The organism is Achromobacter denitrificans NBRC 15125 (genome assembly GCF_001571365.1).
Taxonomy (GTDB): domain Bacteria; phylum Pseudomonadota; class Gammaproteobacteria; order Burkholderiales; family Burkholderiaceae_B; genus Achromobacter; species Achromobacter denitrificans.
In genome coordinates, this window is sequence record NZ_BCTQ01000019.1 from 103490 (window position 1) to 122700 (window position 19211).

The 19211-nt window shown below is 67.4% G+C and carries 16 protein-coding genes and 1 pseudogene; 6 read left to right on the forward strand and 11 right to left on the reverse strand.

Annotation, left to right across the window (positions count from 1 at the left end):
* Positions 1-2 precede the first annotated feature (2 nt).
* The 5 genes from ADE01S_RS17150 (at position 3) to ADE01S_RS17170 (ending at position 5793) form a co-directional block, all read left to right on the forward strand.
* Entirely contained in the window at positions 3-1328 is a 1326-nt protein-coding gene (locus tag ADE01S_RS17150; RefSeq protein ID WP_062682938.1) for an ABC transporter substrate-binding protein, read from the forward strand.
* Between the two features lie 80 nt (positions 1329-1408).
* Positions 1409-3121: an ABC transporter permease gene (locus ADE01S_RS17155; protein ID WP_062682939.1), complete on the forward strand. Its 1713-nt coding sequence runs from the start codon at positions 1409-1411 to the stop codon at positions 3119-3121.
* The gene (locus tag ADE01S_RS17160) at positions 3118-4203 is read left to right on the forward strand and encodes an ABC transporter ATP-binding protein (RefSeq protein ID WP_062682940.1); all 1086 of its coding nucleotides are present in this window, start codon (positions 3118-3120) and stop codon (positions 4201-4203) included. The genes ADE01S_RS17155 and ADE01S_RS17160 overlap by 4 nt, the downstream gene beginning before the upstream one ends.
* Positions 4204-4213: 10 nt before the next feature.
* Positions 4214-5122 carry a LysR family transcriptional regulator gene (locus tag ADE01S_RS17165; protein WP_062682941.1) on the forward strand — a complete coding sequence of 303 codons (909 nt, stop codon included), beginning with the start codon at positions 4214-4216 and terminating at the stop codon, positions 5120-5122.
* A gap of 26 nt (positions 5123-5148) precedes the next feature.
* On the forward strand, positions 5149-5793 hold the full coding sequence (locus ADE01S_RS17170) for a histidine phosphatase family protein (RefSeq protein WP_062682942.1): 645 nt from the start codon (positions 5149-5151) through the stop codon (positions 5791-5793).
* 375 nt (positions 5794-6168) lie between these two features.
* On the opposite strand, the gene ADE01S_RS17175 is transcribed toward ADE01S_RS17170, so the two are convergent.
* From ADE01S_RS17175 to carA, 3 genes are all read right to left on the reverse strand, one after another.
* The gene (locus ADE01S_RS17175; RefSeq protein ID WP_062682943.1) at positions 6169-6933 is read right to left on the reverse strand and encodes an SDR family oxidoreductase; all 765 of its coding nucleotides are present in this window, start codon (positions 6931-6933) and stop codon (positions 6169-6171) included.
* A 78-nt stretch (positions 6934-7011) separates the two neighbouring features.
* Entirely contained in the window at positions 7012-10251 is a 3240-nt protein-coding gene (gene carB, locus ADE01S_RS17180; protein WP_062682944.1) for a carbamoyl-phosphate synthase large subunit, read from the reverse strand.
* A gap of 10 nt (positions 10252-10261) precedes the next feature.
* Positions 10262-11416, reverse strand: coding sequence for a glutamine-hydrolyzing carbamoyl-phosphate synthase small subunit (carA, locus tag ADE01S_RS17185; RefSeq protein WP_062682945.1), 1155 nt, complete (start codon positions 11414-11416; stop codon positions 10262-10264).
* A 218-nt stretch (positions 11417-11634) separates the two neighbouring features.
* Here carA and tal point away from each other — a divergent pair, with 218 nt between their 5' ends.
* On the forward strand, positions 11635-12588 hold the full coding sequence (tal, locus tag ADE01S_RS17190) for a transaldolase (RefSeq protein ID WP_062682946.1): 954 nt from the start codon (positions 11635-11637) through the stop codon (positions 12586-12588).
* A 36-nt stretch (positions 12589-12624) separates the two neighbouring features.
* Here the strand turns inward: tal and ADE01S_RS17195 are convergent, their stop codons facing one another.
* The 8 genes and pseudogenes from ADE01S_RS17195 to ADE01S_RS17230 all read right to left on the reverse strand — a co-directional run.
* Complete coding sequence (locus tag ADE01S_RS17195; protein WP_062682947.1) at positions 12625-13152, reverse strand: carboxymuconolactone decarboxylase family protein; 528 nt, start codon at positions 13150-13152, stop codon at positions 12625-12627.
* Between the two features lie 27 nt (positions 13153-13179).
* Positions 13180-13977 carry an ABC transporter permease gene (locus ADE01S_RS17200; RefSeq protein WP_062682948.1) on the reverse strand — a complete coding sequence of 266 codons (798 nt, stop codon included), beginning with the start codon at positions 13975-13977 and terminating at the stop codon, positions 13180-13182.
* Between the two features lie 32 nt (positions 13978-14009).
* Positions 14010-14819, reverse strand: coding sequence for an ABC transporter ATP-binding protein (locus ADE01S_RS17205; protein ID WP_062682949.1), 810 nt, complete (start codon positions 14817-14819; stop codon positions 14010-14012).
* Positions 14812-15852 carry an ABC transporter substrate-binding protein gene (locus ADE01S_RS17210; RefSeq protein ID WP_062682950.1) on the reverse strand — a complete coding sequence of 347 codons (1041 nt, stop codon included), beginning with the start codon at positions 15850-15852 and terminating at the stop codon, positions 14812-14814. The genes ADE01S_RS17205 and ADE01S_RS17210 overlap by 8 nt, the downstream gene beginning before the upstream one ends.
* 11 nt (positions 15853-15863) lie before the next feature.
* On the reverse strand, positions 15864-17123 hold the full coding sequence (locus ADE01S_RS17215) for a CaiB/BaiF CoA transferase family protein (protein ID WP_062682951.1): 1260 nt from the start codon (positions 17121-17123) through the stop codon (positions 15864-15866).
* Between the two features lie 67 nt (positions 17124-17190).
* On the reverse strand, positions 17191-17799 hold the full coding sequence (gene recR / locus ADE01S_RS17220; protein ID WP_062682952.1) for a recombination mediator RecR: 609 nt from the start codon (positions 17797-17799) through the stop codon (positions 17191-17193).
* Positions 17800-17842: 43 nt separating this feature from the next.
* Entirely contained in the window at positions 17843-18169 is a 327-nt protein-coding gene (locus ADE01S_RS17225; protein ID WP_042794716.1) for a YbaB/EbfC family nucleoid-associated protein, read from the reverse strand.
* 45 nt (positions 18170-18214) lie between these two features.
* Positions 18215-19211, reverse strand: a pseudogene (locus ADE01S_RS17230) (DNA polymerase III subunit gamma/tau); the annotation flags it as partial.

A 19211-nucleotide genomic window follows, 5' to 3' on the forward strand; every position in this document is an offset into this window, starting at 1 on the left:
CCATGCACGCAATGCGCACAGCCCTCGCAGGGGCGCTGCTGGCCGTTTGCGCCGCGCCGGCCCTGGCCGGCACGGTGACGGTGATCACGTCGTTCCCCAAGGACCTGACCCAGGCCTACAAGACCGCGTTCGAAAAGGCCAATCCCGGCATTACGCTGGAAATCCTGAACAAGAACACCGTGTCGGGCATCGCCTATGTGCGCGAAACGCCCGCCGGCCAGCGTCCCGAAGTGTTCTGGGCCAGCGCGCCCGACGCCTTCGAGGTGCTGGGCCGCGACAAGCTGCTGGCCAAGTCGGCCGACGTGGCGAACAAGGACGTGCCGGACAAGATCGGCAACTACCCCATCAACGATCCCGGCGGCATGTACCTGGGGCAGGCGCTGGCCGGCTACGGCATCATCTACAACACGCGCTACATCGCCGCGCACAAGCTTCCCGCGCCGGTCGAATGGAAGGACCTGCTGGCGCCGCACTGGTTCGGCCACGTCGGCATCACCTCGCCGTCGCGCTCCGGCACGATGCACCTGACCGTCGAAACCATCCTCCAGGGCGAGGGCTGGGACGAAGGCTGGCGCACGCTGCTGCGCATGTCCGGCAACAGCAGCGCCGTCACCGAGCGCTCCTTCGGCGTGCCCGACGGCGTGAACAACGGCCAGTTCGGCGCCGGCCCGGTCATCGACTTCTTCGGCCTCTCCAGCAAGTACTCCAAGTTCCCGGTCGATTTCGTCTATCCGTCCGAAACCGCCATCGTGCCCGCCAACATCGCCCTGATCGAAGGCGCGAAGAACACCGAGGAAGGCAAGAAGTTCATCGCCTTCACGCTCAGCCAGGCGGGCCAGGAACTGCTGCTGGAGCCCAAGATCTCGCGCCTGCCGGTGCTGCCCTACTCCGCGCTGGCCGGCAAGATCCCGCCGGGCTATCCGGACCCGGCCGAAATCGCCAAGCGCAGCAAGGTGCAGTTCAACGCCGACCTGTCCCAGACGCGCTACTACGTGGTGCAGTCGCTGTACGACCAGACCGTCACGTTCCGCCTGAAGGAACTGCAGGCGGCCACCAAGGCGATCTACGACGCCGAAGCCAAGCTGGGCGACAAGGCCAAGAGCGGCAAGCCGGCGGAACTGCTGGACCAGGCTCGCAAGCTGGCCTGGGCGCCGCTGGTGGACGGCAAGAAAGCCGCCGACCCGGCCTTCCTGGCGATCTTCGCCGGCAACAAGAAGGACGCCGCCGTAAACCAGCAGATCACGCAGCTGGAAGGCGAGTGGAACGGGCGCGCCCGCGCCAACTATGAAGAAGCCGTGAAGCTGGCCAAGCAGGCCGCGGCGCTCTGAACGGCAAGCCCCCAGGCCGGCGGCGGGCGGACCTGGTCCGCCCGCCGCCGGCTGCTCCCTGGACGATTTCGGGATTCTCGATGAATTATTCGGGCCATTCGCGCCTGCACGCCGGCCCTGTGCTGACGGCGCTCCTGGTGTTCGGCTTTCTGCTGCTGTTCCTGGCCATTCCGGTCGGAACGGTGTTCTACAGTGCCTTCGTGAACGCCGACGGCAGTTTCACGATGGGCCATTTCGGCGCCTTCTTCAAGCAGCCGCTGATGCAGGAGGCCTTCTTCAACAGCCTGTACGTGGCGGGCTGGTCGGCCCTGCTGGCCTCGCTGATCGCGGTGCCGCTGGCCTATCTCACCGTGCGCTTCGACTTCCGCGGCGCGCTCCTGATCCAGACGCTGGGCGTGCTGCCGCTGATCATGCCGCCCTTCGTCGGCGCGGTCGCCATGCAGCTGATCTTCGGCCGCTCGGGCAGCGTCAACCTGCTGCTGCAGGACTGGTTCGGCTTCACGCTGCCCTTCATGGAGGGCCTGAACGGCGTGATCTTCGTGGAAGCGCTGCACTACTTTCCGTTCATCCTGATGAACCTGGTGGTGGCGTTGCGCAATATCGACGGCGCAATGGAAGAAGCGGCGCTCAACCTGGGATCGCGCGGCTTCCGCCTGTTCCGCCGGGTGATCTTCCCGCTGGCGCTGCCGGGCTACGTGGCGGGCGCCTCGCTGGTGTTCGTGAAGGTCTTCGACGACCTGGGCACGCCGCTGGTCCTGGGCACCACCAACATGCTGGCGCCGCAGGCCTACCTGCGCATCACGCAGGTGGGCCTGGAGGATCCGCTGGGCTACGTCATCAGCGTGATCATGGTCGGGTTCTCGATCCTGGCGCTGTGGCTGTCGGCCCGGGTGCTCAAGGGCAAGGACTATTCCACCCTGCAAAAGGGCGGCAGCTCCATCCACAAACGCAGCCTGCGGCCCGCGGAAAGCGTGCTGGCCTACGGCTGGATCATCCTGGTGCTGCTGCTGGTGCTGTCGCCGCACATGGGCGTGCTGCTGCTGTCCCTGGCCAGCGTCTGGAGCTTCGCGCCGCTGCCCGACGGCTACACCCTGGCGCACTATTCGGCCGTGTTCTCCGAATCCCAGGGCATGATTGCCAACACCCTGCTCTACTGCGGCCTGGCCGCGGGCGTGGACGTGATCCTGGGCACCGCCATCGCCTATCTCATGCTGCGCACCCGGCTGCCCGCCCGCCAGTGGCTGGACTTCCTGGCCTCCGCGGCGCTGGCGATCCCGGGCATCGTGCTGGCCATCGGTTTCCTGCGCACGTTCCGCGGCATCGAGCTGCCGGGCACCGGCACCTTGTTGACCTCGTCGTGGATCATCATCATGATCGCCTACTCGGTGCGCCGGCTGCCCTATGCCCTGCGCTCTTGCGTGGCGTCGCTGCAGCAGATAAACATATCGCTGGAGGAAGCCGCGCAATCGCTGGGCGCAACCCGCATGAGCACCATACGGCGCGTGGTGGTGCCGCTGATGGCCGGCGGCATGCTGGCGGGCTTCGTCACCAGCTTCGTGACGGCGGCCGTCGAACTGTCGGCCACCATCATGCTCGTGACGAAGGACAGCCAGGCCCCCATGAGCTACGGCATTTACCTGTACATGCAGAGCGCCGCGGGCCGTGGCCCCGGCGCCGCGCTCGGCGTCCTGGCGGTGGCCGCGGTCGCCATCGGCACTTATATCTCGCACCTGCTGGTGGAACGCGCGCAGACGCGCCAGCGGCCGGCGCGCCACGAAGGGGAAACGGAATGAAGAAGGTCAGCGTCGAATGCCGCAATATCCGGCTGTCCTACGGCAAGACCGAAGTGCTGAAGGACGTGAACATCCACATCGAGCCGGGCGAGTTCTTCGCCCTGCTCGGCCCCTCGGGCTCGGGAAAGTCCACGCTGCTGCGCCTGATCGCCGGCTTCAACCGCCATAGCGCGGGCCAGCTCCTGGTCGACGGCAAGGACATCAGCGCCACGCCTCCGTGGAACCGCAACATCGGCATGGTGTTCCAGAACTACGCGCTGTGGCCGCACATGACGGTCTGGGACAACGTGGCTTTCGGGCTGGTGGAGCGCAAGCTGCCGCGCGCCGAGATCCACGCCAAGGTCGAGGCCGCCCTGGACCTGGTGGGCCTGTCCCAGTACGCCAAGCGCCGTCCCAACCAACTGTCCGGCGGCCAGCAGCAACGCGTGGCGCTGGCCCGCACCATCGTCATCGAGCCGCAGGTGCTACTGCTGGACGAACCCCTGTCCAACCTGGACAAGAAACTGCGCGTTCAGATGCGCCAGGACCTGCTCAGCCTGCAACGCCGGCTGGGCATCACCACCATCTTCGTCACGCACGACCAGGAAGAAGCCATGACCACCGCCGACCGCATGGCGGTGCTGGACCACGGCGTGGTGCAACAGATCGGCGCGCCCAGCACGCTGTTCGACTACCCGGTGAACCGTTTCGTGGCCAACTTCGTCGGCACGATGAACGTGCTGGAAGGCGAAGTGCGCGAGCGCACCAGCGGCAGCGTGGTGCTGGCGGTGGAAGGCGTGGGCGACCTGCGCCTGCCGATCTCCGGCGACGCGCCGTCCGCCTCCCGGCTGGCGGCCAGCTTCCGCCCGCACACGGTGCAGATCGAAATGGCCGACGGCCTGGGCGACGCGCGCTACGTCTGGCTGCCGGGCACCGTGGAAAGCAGCGAATTCCTGGGTGAATTCACCCGCTACCAGGTCCAGATCGGCGAACAGCGCCTGACGGCCGACCAGTCGCACCTGGCCGGGCTGTCGCCCTTTCCCGTGGGCGCGCCGGTATCGATAGGCCTGGAGCCTACCCAGGTGCGCTTGCTGGCGGCCTGAATCCGCCGCCATGGAAATCTATCAAATCCGCGCCTTCGTGACCGTGGCCCGCCTGGGCAACCTCACGAAGGCCGCCGAGGCGCTCTCCCTGACCCAGCCCGCCGTCACCGCGCAGATCAAGGCGCTGGAGCAGAGCCTGGGAGTGGCGCTGTTCGACCGCAGCGGCGGCCGGCTGGCGCTGGCCAAGGCCGGCGAGGTGCTGCTGCCCACGGCGGAATCGCTACTGGTGCTGGGCGCGCAGTTCAAGTCCGAGGCCCAGCAATTGCAGGGCAGCCTGCACGGCGCGGTGGAGCTGGGCGTGCCCAGCGAAAAACCCGACTTCCTGCGGCTGGGCGAACTGGCCTCGGCGGTCACGCAGCGTCTGCCCCTGGTCGAGCTCAAGACCCAGACGCTGCCTGCCGCCACCCTGGCGGAACAGGTCAGCACGGGGCGCCTGCCTGCCGCCCTGACCATCGCCTCCAACCCGCCGCGCGGCGTGCTGTGGCAGCCCCTGCGCAGCGTGCGCTACCGCATCGCCCTGCCCAAGGAACACGCCGCCGTGCTCAAGCGCGGCGGCTGGAAGGAAGTGGCGCAACTGCCCTGGCTGGACGGCCCCTCCGGCAGCCACACCCACCTGCTGCTGCGCGACATGTTCGAGCGCCACGGCCTGGCGCCGCGCGTCGTGATGCAGAACGACGACCAGGCCAACCTGGACACGCTGGTGCGCGCTGGCGCGGGCTGCGCGCTGCTGCGCGAGGAAAACGCGCTGGCCGGCGCCGCCTCCAACGACTTCATCGTCTGGGGCCAGGCGCGGGTCGACGCGGTGCTGGCGTTCATCCTGCCCTACGAACGCGCTAGCGAACCCGCGCTGGTCGCGTTAAGCTCGATCATTCAAACCATCTGGAAACCGCGCACGCCCATGGCGTCCGCCCAGATCTAGCCTTATTCCCCCGCATCAAGACCGTAATGACTGAAATCTGGTTCATCCGCCACGGCGAAACCGACTGGAACCGCCAGCGGCGCCTGCAAGGCTGGCAAGACATCCCCCTGAACGAATTCGGCGTCAACCAGGCCAGCCTCCTGGCCTCGCGCATGCGCGAGGAAGCCCGCCAGACCCCGATCCACGCGATCTACAGCAGCGACCTGCAGCGCGCCCACGCCACCGCCGTGCCCGTCTCCGAACAGCTGGGCCTGCGCGTCCGGGTGGAACCCGGCATCCGCGAGCGCGGCTTCGGCGTGCTCGAAGGCCTGGACCACGACCGTATCGATGTCCTCGCCCCCGAAGCCGCCGCCGCCTGGAAAAGCCGTGACCCGCTGCGCCCGCTGGACGGCGGCGAAACCCTGGGCCAGTTCCAGTCCCGCGTGATCTCCACCGTCGATGACATCGCCAGCCGCCACGATGACGAGCGCATCCTGATGTTCACGCACGGCGGCGTGCTCGACATCATCTGGCGCCACGCCTCCGGCGTCCCGCTGAACGCCCCGCGCGACGCCGCGCTGCTCAACGTCAGCATTAACCGCGTCGGCGTGCAGGGCCGCAAGTGGGAAGTCCTGAATTGGGGCGACGTGAGCCACGTGGACGCCGAAGTCGGCAACGACGTAGTGCCGTAACACCCGCCAACGCCCGACACCGCAAGACACCCATAAGCCCCAAAAGGCCGCCCGCGCGGCCGGTTTGGGGGCGACCCCGCAAGATCTTCAGAACCGCAAAGACTCGCGGCAAAAAATGCCAAGCACCCTGCCCGCCACGGCGGCCAGGAAACTTGCGCTTCACGAGCCGGCGGCTTCGGGGGCCTGGGGCGAGCGGGGAGTCGATAAGCCCGGGGGAATCTGAAGGGAAGGCCGAAGGCCTGGACGAAGATGACGAAGGGGAAGTCCGGCGCCGGCGCGCCGGACCGCAATCGTTGACCCGCTCGCCCCAGGCCCCCGAAGCCGCCGGCGTCTAAAGAACCAGAGTCCTTTCAATAAGCCCAGCAAGGCAAACGTTCAGCCCTGCTTGCGCGGCTTACGCGGCGCATTCCGCGCCAACCGGTCATAAACGGCATTGGGCAGCAGCCGCATCAACTTCGCCACCACTCCCATCTGCCACGGAATCACCGTATACGAAGTCCCCCGCCCGATCGCCGCATGCGCGCGCTGCGCAAAGGCGTCCGCCTCCATCAGAAACGGCATCGAATACGGATTGTGCGCCGTCATCGCCGTCTTGATATACCCCGGCGCAATCGTCACCACCCGCACGCCCTCGCCCGCCAACTCCAGGCGCAGGCTCTCGCAGTACGTCACCACCGCCGACTTCGAAGCGCTGTAGGCCCCCGCACCCGGCAACCCACGCACCCCCGCCACGCTCGCGATGCCCACCAGCCGCCCCGACTTCGCCGCCCGCATCGACTCGATAAACGGCTCAAAGGTCGACACCGTCGCCAGCAGATTCGTATCGACGATAGCCTTGAACACCTCGTAATCCTCGCCGTGCTCCGTCAAGGTCCCGGCGCTGATGCCCGCGCTGGCGATCACGACATCCACCCGCCCCTGGCAGAACGCAATGAAATCCCGGGCCGCCGCATGCAGAGCCTCGCGGTCGCGCACGTCCACCGCATAGCAGCGGTGCTCCCCCGGCAGGCTCTCGGCCAGCTCGCGCAGCGCCTCCTCGCGGCGTCCCAGCAGGCCCAGCGTCGCGCCCGCGGCGGCATACCGCTGCGCCAGCGCGCGCCCCAGGCCGCTGCTCGCGCCCGTGATAAAGACTCTATCCATGTCTGCCCGAAGCCCTTTGTTGCGTTGAAAAAAATAGGGCACGCTCTCGCGTGCCCTACCCTTATACCGGTTGCCGGCTTATCCGCGCAAAGAAGCGTGCAGCTCCTGCAGCGGGTAAACCTGCAAGCCCAGGCCTTGGCGCATGAACTGCATGCCCTCGACCGCGGCGCGGGCGCCGGCGATGGTCGTGAAGAAGGTCACGCGGGCGGCCAGCGCCTGGGTACGGATGGTGCGCGAGTCGGCGATGGCGTTGCGGCGCTCTTCGACGGTGTTGATGACCAGCGAGATTTCGCCGTTCTTCACCATGTCGACGATGTGCGGACGGCCTTCGGTGACCTTGTTCACCAGCTGCACCGGAATGCCGGCGGCTTCGATCTCGGCCGCCGTGCCGCGCGTGGCGACCAGCTTGAAGCCCAGCAGGTGCAGGCCGCGCGCCACTTCCACGGCGAGGGGCTTGTCCTGGTTCTTCACGCTGATGAACACCGTGCCGGAATCCGGCAGGCGCACGCCCGCGGCCAGCTGCGACTTCACGAAGGCTTCGCCGAAGCTCATGCCCACGCCCATCACTTCGCCGGTCGACTTCATTTCCGGGCCCAGGATGGTGTCCACGCCCGGGAACTTCACGAACGGGAACACGGCTTCCTTGACCGAGAAGTAAGGCGGCACGACTTCCTTGGTGATGCCCTGGGCCGCCAGCGTCTGGCCGGCCATGGCGCGCGCGGCGATCTTGGCCAGCTGCAGGCCGGTAGCCTTGGACACGTAGGGCACCGTGCGCGAGGCGCGCGGGTTCACTTCCAGCACGTAGACGTCGCCGCCCTGGATCGCGAACTGCACGTTCATCAGGCCGCTCACGTTCAGGGCCTTGGCCATCATCGTGGTCTGGCGCTTGATCTCGGCGATGACTTCCGCCGACAGCGAGTACGGGGGCAGGCTGCAAGCCGAATCGCCCGAGTGCACGCCGGCCTGCTCGATGTGTTCCATGACGCCGCCGATGAAGACGGTTTCGCCGTCGGCCAGGCAGTCCACGTCCACTTCGGTGGCGTTGTTCAGGAAGCGGTCCAGCAGCACGGGCGAGTCATTGCTGACCTTCACGGCCTCGCGCATGTAGCGCTCCAGGTCCTGCTGCTCGTGCACGATTTCCATGGCGCGGCCGCCCAGCACGTAGCTGGGGCGAACGACCAGCGGGTAGCCGATCTCGGCGGCGTGGGCCAGGGCCTCGCCTTCCGTGCGCGCGGTGCGGTTGGGCGGCTGGCGCAGGCCGAGCTTGTTGAGCAGCTTCTGGAAGCGCTCGCGGTCTTCGGCCACGTCGATGGATTCGGGGCTGGTGCCGATGATGGGCACGCCGTTGGCTTCCAGCGCGCGCGCCAGCTTCAGCGGAGTCTGGCCGCCGTACTGGACGATCATGCCGACCGGGTTTTCCTTGTGGACGATCTCCAGCACGTCTTCGAGCGTCAGCGGCTCGAAGTACAGGCGGTCGGAGGTGTCGTAGTCGGTGGACACGGTTTCCGGGTTGCAGTTGACCATGATGGTCTCGTACCCGTCGTCGCGCAGCGCCAGCGCGGCGTGTACGCAGCAGTAGTCGAACTCGATGCCCTGGCCGATACGGTTCGGGCCACCGCCCAGCACCACGATCTTCTTGCGATCGGTGGGCGCGGCTTCGCACTCTTCCTCGTAGGTCGAGTACATGTAGGCCGTGCGGGTGGCGAATTCGGCGGCGCAGGTGTCGACGCGCTTGTAGACCGGGCGCACGTTCAGCTGGTGACGCAGCTTGCGCACTTCGGATTCGACCGAATCCAGCAGGAAGGCCAGGCGGCGGTCGGAGAAACCGCGGCGCTTCAGTTCCCACAGGGTGGCGTAATCCAGGTCGGCCAGCGTCTTCTGTTCGAGCGCCAGCTCGATGTCGACGATTTCCTTGATCTGCGACAGGAACCACGGGTCGATGTGCGTGATGTTGTGCACTTCGTCCAGCGTGAAGCCCTGCGCGAAGGCGTCGCCCACGTACCAGATGCGTTCCGGACCGGGTTCGCCCAGCTCGACCTGCAGCTTTTCGCGGTCGGTGGTCTTCTGGTTCAGGCCGTCGACGCCCACTTCCAGGCCGCGCAGCGCCTTCTGGAACGACTCCTGGAAGGTGCGGCCGATGGCCATGACTTCGCCCACCGACTTCATCTGGGTGGTCAGGCGCGCGTCGGCGGTGGGGAATTTCTCGAAGGCGAAACGCGGCACCTTGGTGACCACGTAGTCGATCGACGGTTCGAACGAGGCAGGCGTGGCGCCGCCGGTGATTTCGTTCTTCAGCTCGTCCAGCGTGTAGCCCACGGCCAGGCGCGCGGCGACCTTGGCGATGGGGAAGCCGGTGGCCTTGGACGCCAGCGCCGACGAACGCGACACGCGCGGGTTCATCTCGATGACGATCATGCGGCCGTTCTTGGGATTGACGGCGAACTGCACGTTCGAGCCGCCCGTATCCACGCCAATCTCGCGCAACACCGCGATCGATGCGTTACGCATGATCTGGTATTCCTTGTCGGTCAGCGTCTGGGCCGGCGCCACGGTGATCGAGTCACCGGTGTGCACGCCCATGGGGTCCAGGTTTTCGATGGAGCAGACGATGATGCAGTTGTCCGCCTTGTCGCGGACCACTTCCATCTCGAATTCCTTCCAGCCCAGCAGCGACTCTTCGATCAGCAGCTCGCTGGTGGGCGAGGCTTCCAGGCCGCGGCGGCAGATGGTTTCGAATTCTTCGGCGTTGTAGGCGATACCGCCGCCCGAACCGCCCATCGTGAAGCTGGGGCGGATCACGGCGGGGAAGCCCGAGGTGCCCACTTCCGCGGCGATGCGGCGCTGCACTTCCCAGGCTTCGTCCATGCTGTGGGCGACGCCCGACTTGGCCGATTCCAGGCCGATGTCGGTCATGGCCTGCTTGAACTTCTGGCGGTCCTCGGCCTTCTCGATGGCGTGCTCGTTGGCGCCGATCAGTTCCACGTTGTGCTTCTTCAGCACGCCGTGGTGGGCCAAGTCCAGCGCGCAGTTCAGCGCGGTCTGGCCGCCCATGGTGGGCAGCAGCGCGTCGGGCTTTTCACGCTCGATGATCTTTTCGACGGCTTGCCAGGTGATGGGCTCGATGTAGGTGACGTCGGCCGTTTCCGGGTCCGTCATGATCGTGGCCGGATTGCTGTTCACCAGGATGGTGCGGTAGCCCTCGGCCTTGAGCGCCTTGCACGCCTGTGCGCCGGAGTAGTCGAATTCGCAGGCCTGCCCGATGATGATGGGGCCGGCGCCGATGATGAGTATGCTTTTTAGGTCTGTACGCTTGGGCATGATGCAATCTTTACTTTTGGCCGGACATCAGGCTGATGAACTTGTCGAACAGTTCGAGGATGTCGTGCGGACCGGGGCTGGCTTCGGGGTGGCCCTGGAAGCAGAAGGCCGGACGGTCGGTGAGCTCGAAGCCTTGCAGCGTGCCGTCGAACAGCGAAACGTGCGTCACGCGCGCGTTGGCCGGCAGGCTGGCCGCGTCGACCGCGAAGCCGTGGTTCTGGCTGGTGATGAACACGCGCTTGGACGCCAGGTCCTGCACGGGATGGTTCGCGCCATGGTGGCCGGTCTTCATCTTGAGCGTCTTGCCGCCCAGCGCCAGACCCATGATCTGGTGGCCCAGGCAGATGCCGAACACGGGCAGCTTCTTGTCCAGGAAGGCGCGCGTGGCGTCGATGGCGTAGTCGCAGGGCTCGGGATCGCCAGGGCCGTTGGACAGGAACACGCCGTCCGGATTCAGCTTGAACACTTCTTCGGCGCTGGTCTGGGCCGGCACCAGCGTCACGCGGCAGCCGCGGTCGGCCAACAGGCGCAGGATGTTGGTCTTGGTGCCGAAGTCGTAGGCGACGACGTGGAACTTGGACTGGTCGGGCTTGGAAAAGCCTTCGCCCAGTTGCCAGGTGCCTTCGGTCCATTCGGCGCTGGCCTTGACCGACACGACCTTGGCCAGATCCTGGCCGGCCATGCCGGCAAAGCCCTGGGCCAGTTCGACGGCGCGCTCGGCGTCGGTGCCGACGAAGATGCAGCCGCCCTGGGCGCCCTTCTCGCGCAGGATGCGGGTGAGCTTGCGGGTGTCGATGCCGGAAATGGCGACGATGCCCTGCTCGGAGAGGTACTCAGGCAACGATTGCGTGGAACGGAAGTTCGACACGCGGGCGGGACAGTCGCGGACCACCAGGCCAGCGGCATAGACGCGATTGGCTTCCACGTCCTCGGCGTTGACGCCGGTATTGCCGATGTGCGGATAGGTCAACGTGACGATCTGGCCGCTATAGCTGGGATCGGTGAGAATTTCCTGGTACCCGGTCATCGCGGTGTTGAACACCACTTCGGCAACGGTATGCCCAGGCGCACCGATCGACACGCCTCGAAAAATGGTACCGTCCGCCAGAGCCAGAATTGCAGGAGGGAAGCGGTTGATCCCCTCGGGAAAAAGTTGCGGCAGCACAGTAAACCCCGGTTTTAGAATCGATAATCAAACCTTCGGATTATACCTTGAGCGGCCGTTTTTCCCGGCGAACCGCGCCAAATAAGGCCGGAAACGGTGTTTTGGCCCGTTTTCCCGCGCCCCGCCACCCCCTCCCTCGTCCGGCCGACAGCGCCCTGGCGGCCTCGGTGATACGCTAGGACACCTTCAACCCTAGCCAGCTGCGAGCCGTATCGTCCATGTCCAGTCAACTTGACGCCTTGCGCAACCACACCACCGTCGTCGCCGACACGGGGGATTTCGAAGCCATGAAGGCGCTGCGTCCCACCGACGCCACCACCAACCCGTCCCTTATTCTCAAGGCCGTCCAGCAGGACGCCTACCGTCCGCTGCTTGAAAAAACCGCGCGCGAGCACCGCGGCGCATCGACGCCCGAGCTCATGGACCGCCTGCTGGTCGCCTTCGGCGGCGCCATCCTGGATATCGTGCCCGGACGCGTCTCCACCGAAGTCGACGCCCGCCTGTCCTTCGACACCCGCGCCACCATCGAGCGCGCGCGCAGCCTGATCGCCCTGTACGAGGCCGCCGGCGTGCCGCGCGAGCGCGTGCTGATCAAGATCGCCTCGACCTGGGAAGGCATCCAGGCCGCCCGCGCCCTGCAGTCCGAGGGCGTGCGCTGCAACCTGACCCTGTTGTTCTCCCTGCCCCAGGCCGTGGCCTGCGCGGACGCCCACGTCCAGCTCATCTCGCCCTTCGTGGGCCGCATCTACGACTGGCACAAGAAGGCCGCCGGCGCGTCGTGGGTGGAAGACGAGCGCGCGGGCGCCCAGGATCCGGGCGTGCAATCCGTTACCCGGATCTACCACTACTACAAGCATTTCGGCATCGCCACCGAGATCATGGGCGCGAGCTTCCGCAACGTGGGCCAGATCCTGGCGCTGTCGGGCTGCGACCTGCTCACCATCAGCCCCGACCTGCTGACCAAGCTGGCCAGCACCCCGGGCGACGCCCCGGCGCAACTGCGCGCCGGCGACGCGCCCGCCGACATCGCCCGCATCGGCGCGGACGAAGTCACGTTCCGCACCCTGCTCAACGAAGACGCGATGGCCAGCGAGAAGCTGTCGGAAGGCATCCGCCTGTTCGTCGCGGACGCGGTCAAGCTGGATGCGCTGATCGAGGCGCAGCGCGCCTGACGGAGCGCGCGCCGGCCACCGGATGCCGCCCGCGGCTTACCGGTGGTCGTGCGAGTGCACCTGCAGCGCTTCCAGGAAGCGCGACACCATGTTGTAGGCCGCGACCGTCGCGGTCAGCTCAACCATGAGCTTATCGGACCCCATGGCGGCCCGGGCCGCCTGGAACACCGCGTCCGGCACCTGCACGTGGCGCGTCATGGCATCGGTATAGGCCAGCACCGCCTTTTCGCCCTGGCTGAAGAGGTCGGAGCCCTCCCAGGCGGACAGCGCGTCCAGCTGCGCCTGCGACACGCCTTCCTTGAGGGCGATCGGGGCGTGCTGGTCGGCCTCGTAGGGCGCGCCATTGATGACGGCCACGCGCATGATCACCAGTTCCCGGAGGTCGCCCGGCAGCGTGCTGAGCTGGCGGATGGACGTCAGGTAGTTGAGCCAGCCGCCCGCCACGGCGGGGCTGTGCAGCAGCATCTGGTACAGGTGCAGGACGCTGCCGCGCTCGGCAACGATGCGCTCGACCAGGGGCTGCGCTTCGGGATGGGTCAGGTCGGCATAAGGCAGGCGGGCCATGGGCACTCCGTAAGGATGTCGGGGGGTTCAGAGCTTTTCGGTTTCGCCGGAGCGCGGCTGCCATTTCATCAGGCGTTTTTCGCCCACGCCGACGATGGCGTCCAGGACCAGCGCGAAGGCCGTCAGCACGATGATGCCCGCGAACACGGTGTTCACGTCGAAGGTGCCCTCGGCCTGCAGGATCAGGTAGCCGACGCCGCTCGCCGAGCCCAGGTATTCGCCGACCACCGCGCCCACGAAGGCCAGGCCCACGGAGGTGTGCAGGCTGGAGAACACCCAGCTCGTGGCCGAGGGCAGGTATACGTGCCGCAGCAGCTGGCGCTGGCGCGCGCCCAGCATCCTGGCGTTGTCCAGCAGGGTCGGGCTGACTTCGCGCACGCCCTGGTAGACGTTGAAGAAGACGATGAAGAACACCAGCGTGACCGCCAGCGCCACCTTGGACCAGATGCCCAGGCCGAACCACATGCCGAAGATGGGCGCCAGGATGACGCGCGGCATCGAATTGGCGGCCTTGATGTAGGGGTCCAGGATCGCGCTGGCGCGCGGCGACAGGCCCAGCCACAGGCCGAAGCCCAGGCCGGCGATGGTGCCGATGAAAAAGGCCAGCACGGTTTCGGTCAGCGTCACGCCCAGGTGGGTGTAGATGTCCGCGTTGGTGACGAACCAGGCCCAGATGCGGCCCCACACCTTCAGCGGCTCGCCGAAGAAGAACGCCACCTTGGGATCGCGCGAGGCGAAATGCCACACGAGCAGGATCACGGCCAGCAACAGCAATTGCCAGAAGCGCAGGCTGGCCGAGCCAGGCTTGATCGAGGACTTAGACATCTCGCTACTCCGGAGGGCCGGGCCTGTCGGCCCTAGGCCCGCTTTTGTTGGGCATAGCCCTTGAGCACCTCTTCGCGCAACACGCCCCAGATGGCGGCATGCAACTCGACGAAGCGGGGATCGCTGCGCACCTCGGCCACGTCGCGCGGGCGCGGCAGGTCGATCGCGAATTCGCCGATGGGATGGGTGCCGGGGCCGGCCGCCAGCACCACCACGCGGTCGCTCATGGCAATGGCTTCGTCCAGGTCGTGCGTGATGAAGAGCACGGCCTTGCGCTTGGCCATCCACAGGTCCAGGACCTCGTTCTCCATGAGCTGGCGCGTCTGGATGTCCAGCGCGGAGAACGGCTCGTCCATCAGGATGATGTCGGGATCGCGGATCAGGGTCTGCGCGAGCATGGCGCGCTTGCGCATGCCGCCCGACATCTGGTGCGGATAGCGGCCTTCGAAGCCGCCCAGGCCGACGCGGCGCATCCATTCGCGGCCGCGCTCCAGCGCCTCTGGGCGCGGCACGCCGGCGAAGTCCAGCCCCGCCACCACGTTGTCCAGCGCGCTGCGCCAGGGCAGCAAGGCTTCGCCCTGGAACATGTAGCCCGCCCGCGAATTGATGCCGGACAGAGGCTGCCCGAACACCTTCACCTGGCCCGTCGACGGCGCCAGCAGGCCGGCGCCGACGTTGAGCAGGGTGGACTTGCCGCAGCCCGTGGGCCCCACCACCGACACGAACTCCCCGGGCGCGATGGCCAGGGAGGTGTCGGCTACCGCGGTGTAGCGCTGGCTGCGGTCGTCACGCGAGACAAAGGTGCAACTGATGTTCTCCAGCGATAGCGCGGCTTCAGCCATTGGGGTACTTCTCGTTGGCGCGGCGGGCGAAATCGTTGGTCCAGACCTTGGACGGATCGATCTTCGAGCCGTCGAAGTCCGCCTGGTAGGCGGCCAGCGCCTTGAGCGCGGTGGCGGCGCCGTCCTCGGGGATCATGCCGTCGGGCGACAGGCCTTCCAGGCTCTTGCCGATGGCGGCCTTGTAGACCGCCGGGTCGCCCAGCAGGTAGGTCTCGGGCACGACCTTGGCGATTTCGTCCGGGCCGGCCTTCTGGATCCATTTGTCGGCGCGCACCAGCGCGTTGGCCAGCGCCTGCGCGGTGTTGGGATTGGCGTCGAGGAAGGCCTGGGGCGCATACAGGCAGCCCGCCGGCATGTTGCCGCCGAAGATTTCCTTCGTGTCCTTGAGGGTGCGGGTATCCACGATGATCTGGATGTCGCCGGGCATCTCCAGCATCGACACCACGGGATCGGTGTTGGAGATGGCGTCGATCTGGCCGCTGCGCAGGGCGGTCACCGCGCCGGCGCCGGCGCCCACGCCGATGATGGACACGTCGGAGGCTTTCAGGCCGTGCTTGGCCAGGAAGAAGCTGACCACCATGTTGGTGGAGGAGCCCGGCGCGGTCACGCCGATCTTCTTGCCCTTCAGGTCGGCCGCGCCCTTGTAGTTGGGCAGGTTCTTCTTGGAAACGCCCACGCCGATCATCGGCGCGCGGCCCTGCAGCACGAAGGCGCGATAGGCCTGGCCCTTGGACTGCATGGACAGCGTGTGCTCGAACGCGCCGGAGACGATGTCGGCGCTGCCGCCCACCACGGCCTGCAAGGCCTTGGAGCCACCCGCGAAGTCGGCGATGCTGACGTCCAGCCCTTCATCCTTGAAATAGCCGCGCGCTTCCGCGATGGACAGGGGGAGGTAGTAGATCAGCGGCTTGCCGCCGACTGCGATCTGGACCTTGGTCTTTTCCAGCTTCTGGGCGCGCACGATGGCGGGCGCCATGCCCATGACGCCGGCGGCACCGGCCATCTTGAGCAGATCACGGCGAGTGACTGACATGTGGTTGTCTCCTAATTGTCGGGTCTACCGATGGCGCCGGTCTTCGCCAGCTCGTCGATAGCCGCTGAATCATACCCCAGCGATTTCAGGACTTCCTCGGTATGTTCCCCTAATCCCGGCCCCACCCAGCGCGTCTCTCCGGGGGTTTCCGAGAGCTTGGGAACGACCGCGGGCAGCTTGACGGGGCTGCCGTCGGCGAAGCGGTGCTGCTCGATCATGCGGCGCGCCAGGAACTGCGGATCGCTGAACATGTCGGCCACGCTGTAGATCTTCCCGACGGGCACGTCGGCGCCCTTCAGGACGTCCAGGGCCTCGTCGATGCCGCGCCCGCCGCACCATTGCTGGATCGCGCCGTCGATCTCTTCCACGCGCCGGGCGCGGCCGTCGTTGCGCGCCAGCCCCGGGTCCGAGGCCAGGTCGTCGCGGCCGATCGCCCGCATCAGGCGGTGGAAAATGGCGTCGCCATTGCCGGCGATGACGATGTTCTGGCCGTCGCGGGTGGTGTAGGTGTTCGAGGGCACGATGCCGGGCAGCGCGCCGCCCGTGCGCTCGCGCACCACGCCGGCCACGTCGTACTCGGGCACCAGGCTTTCCATCATGTTGAACACGGCTTCGTACAGCGCCACGTCCACCATCTGCCCCTGCCCCGCCTGGCATTCGGCGCCCTGCCTGCCGTTCCAGCGTCCGCCCGTGGCGTCGCGGTGGCGCAGCGCCATCATGGCGCCGATCACGCCGTGCAGCGCCGCGATGGAATCGCCGATCGAGATGCCGACCCGCAGCGGCGGCCGGTCGGGATGGCCGGACACGTAGCGCAGGCCGCCCATGGATTCGCCGATGGCGCCGAAGCCCGGCTGGTCCTTCATGGGCCCCGTCTGCCCGTAGCCGGACAGGCGCACCATGATGAGCGCGGGGTTGATCGCGCGCAGTTGTTCGTAGCCCAGCCCCCACTTCTCCAGCACGCCGGGCCGGTAGTTCTCGACCACCACGTCGGCCTCCAGCGCCAGCCGGCGGGCGATTTCCTGCGCGCGCGGGTCTTTCAGGTTGAGCGCGATGGACCGCTTGTTGCGGGCCTGCACCGTCCACCAGAGGGAATTGCCTTCATGCAGATGGCGCCAGCTGCGGATGGGATCGCCGCCTCCGGTGCCGTCCGGACCGTGGGGCGTCTCCACCTTGATGACGTCGGCGCCGAATTCGCCGAAGATGCGCGCGGCGAACGGGCCGGCAATGAGCGTGCCGAGTTCCAGGACCTTGAGTCCGGTCAGCGCTGACATCGTTTGTCTCCTCGCGGATTTTTCCGGCGGCCTTCGATACGTTGCCGAAGGCTCGCCGAGTTTCACTTCAGGTAGTCTTGCGCTCCATCAGGGCCCAGGCGATGGTGCCTGCGTCCACGTATTCCAGTTCGCTGCCCGCGGGCACGCCGCGGGCCAGCCGCGTGACGCGCAAGCCGCGCTCGCCCAGGGCTTCGCCCAGGAAGTGCGCGGTGGTCTCGCCTTCGGCGGTGAAGTTGGTGGCCAGGATGACCTCCTGCACCTCGCCGTCCGTGGCGCGCTTGATCACGCGGTCGAAGTCGAGCTCGCGCGGGCCGATGCCCTCAAGCGGCGCGACCCGGCCCATCAGCACGTAGTACAGGCCGCGGTAGCCGTGGCTGGACTCGATCATGTTCTGGTCCGCCGGGGTTTCGACGATACAGAGCAGCGAGCGGTCGCGCTTGGGATTGCTGCAGGTGCCGCAGACCTCTTCTTCCGAAAAGCTGTTGCAGCGCGCGCAGTGTTTCAGGTCGCGCACCGCGCCGGCCAGCGCCTGCCCCAGCATGTCCGCGCCTTGCGGATCATGCTGCAGCAGGTGATAGGCCATGCGCCGCGCGGAACGCACGCCCACGCCGGGCAGGCGCCGCAGCGCCTCGATCAGCGATACCAGCGGTTCGGGTTCGGGCAGTAAGGGATCCATTGCGGGCCAGGGCCTGTGGATGCGAATGCGGATGCGGCCGGATTCAGAACGGCAGCTTCATGCCCGGGGGCAGCGGCATGCCGGCGGTGACCGATGCCATCTTCTCCTGGGAGGTTGCCTCGGCCTTGCGCAGCGCGTCGTTGAACGCGGCGGCGACCAGGTCTTCCAGCATGTCCTTGTCGTCGCCCAGCAGCGACGGGTCGATCGCGACGCGCTTGACGTCGTGGCGGCAGGTCATGGTGACCTTGACCAGGCCGCCGCCGGAGGCGCCTTCGACCTGGATCTCGGCCAGCGCGTCCTGCGCCTTCTTCATGTTTTCCTGCATCTGCTGCGCCTGGCGCATCAGGCCGGCCAGTTGTCCTTTCATCATGATCGGTGCTTCCTTGAACGAGGGGAATGAGAGATTGCCGCCGCCTCAGGCGGCGGCAGGGGAATCGACGTGGCGGATGGAGCCGGCGACGACCTGCCCGCCGAAATCCGCCACCAGCGCCTGCACGAAGGGATCGACGGCGACCGCGTCTTCGGCGGCCTGCTGGCGCGCGGCGCGCTCGGCCTGGGCCACGGCATGCGCCGTGGCGTCGCCGGTTACGCCGACTTCCACGTCCAATCGTATGCCCTGGCCGAAATGCTCGCACAGCACGGTCTGGAGCCGGACCCGGCTTTCGCTTTCGGCCAGCGTCTTGACGGCCACGCGCAGGACGATCGCATCGCCCTGCACGCCGGCCCATTCGCTCTGGCGAGCCAGTTCGGCGGCCAGGCCGGTGACGGGCAGGCGCGCCGCCAGTTCGGGCCAGCCCGCCGAGGTCATGTCGGCCATCCGCGCGCGCGAACTCCGCTTGCGGGCCGGTGCCGGGCCTTCGCGCCGGGCGGGCGCGGCCGGGGCCGAAGCGGGCCCCGGCGCGGAAGCCAGGGTTTCGAAATCATCGTCGTCCGGATCGGCCGTAAAACCGTTGTCCGGCGCGAAACCGCCTTCGGCGTCGAAGGGAATTTCCTCGTCGACCCAGGAAGGCGGACCGTCGCCGGCATCCTGAACGGGCACGGACGCGGGCGCCGCGACCACGGCTGCCACGGCGGGCGTGACCGCCAGCGCGGCGGATCCGGCCGGTCGTCCGGCGGCCTCGGGCGCGGCGGGCGGGTCGTCCGGCAACGCTTCCCAGGGCGGCACGCTGGAGGCGTCGACGGGCTGGGCCGCGGATGCCTGGGCGGGTTGCGATTCGGATTGCGGCTCGGGCTCGGCCGGCGCGGCTTGGGCGCCGACGGCTTCGGGTTCGGCGCGAGCCGGTTCGGATGCGACGGGCGTGGCGGTCGCTGCCGGCGCGGGTGTCTCGACCGCGGGCGGGGCGGCTGCGGGCTGCGGCGCGGGCGTCGCGGCCACGGCCGCCGGAGCGGGCGCCGCCATGGCAGGCGCCGGC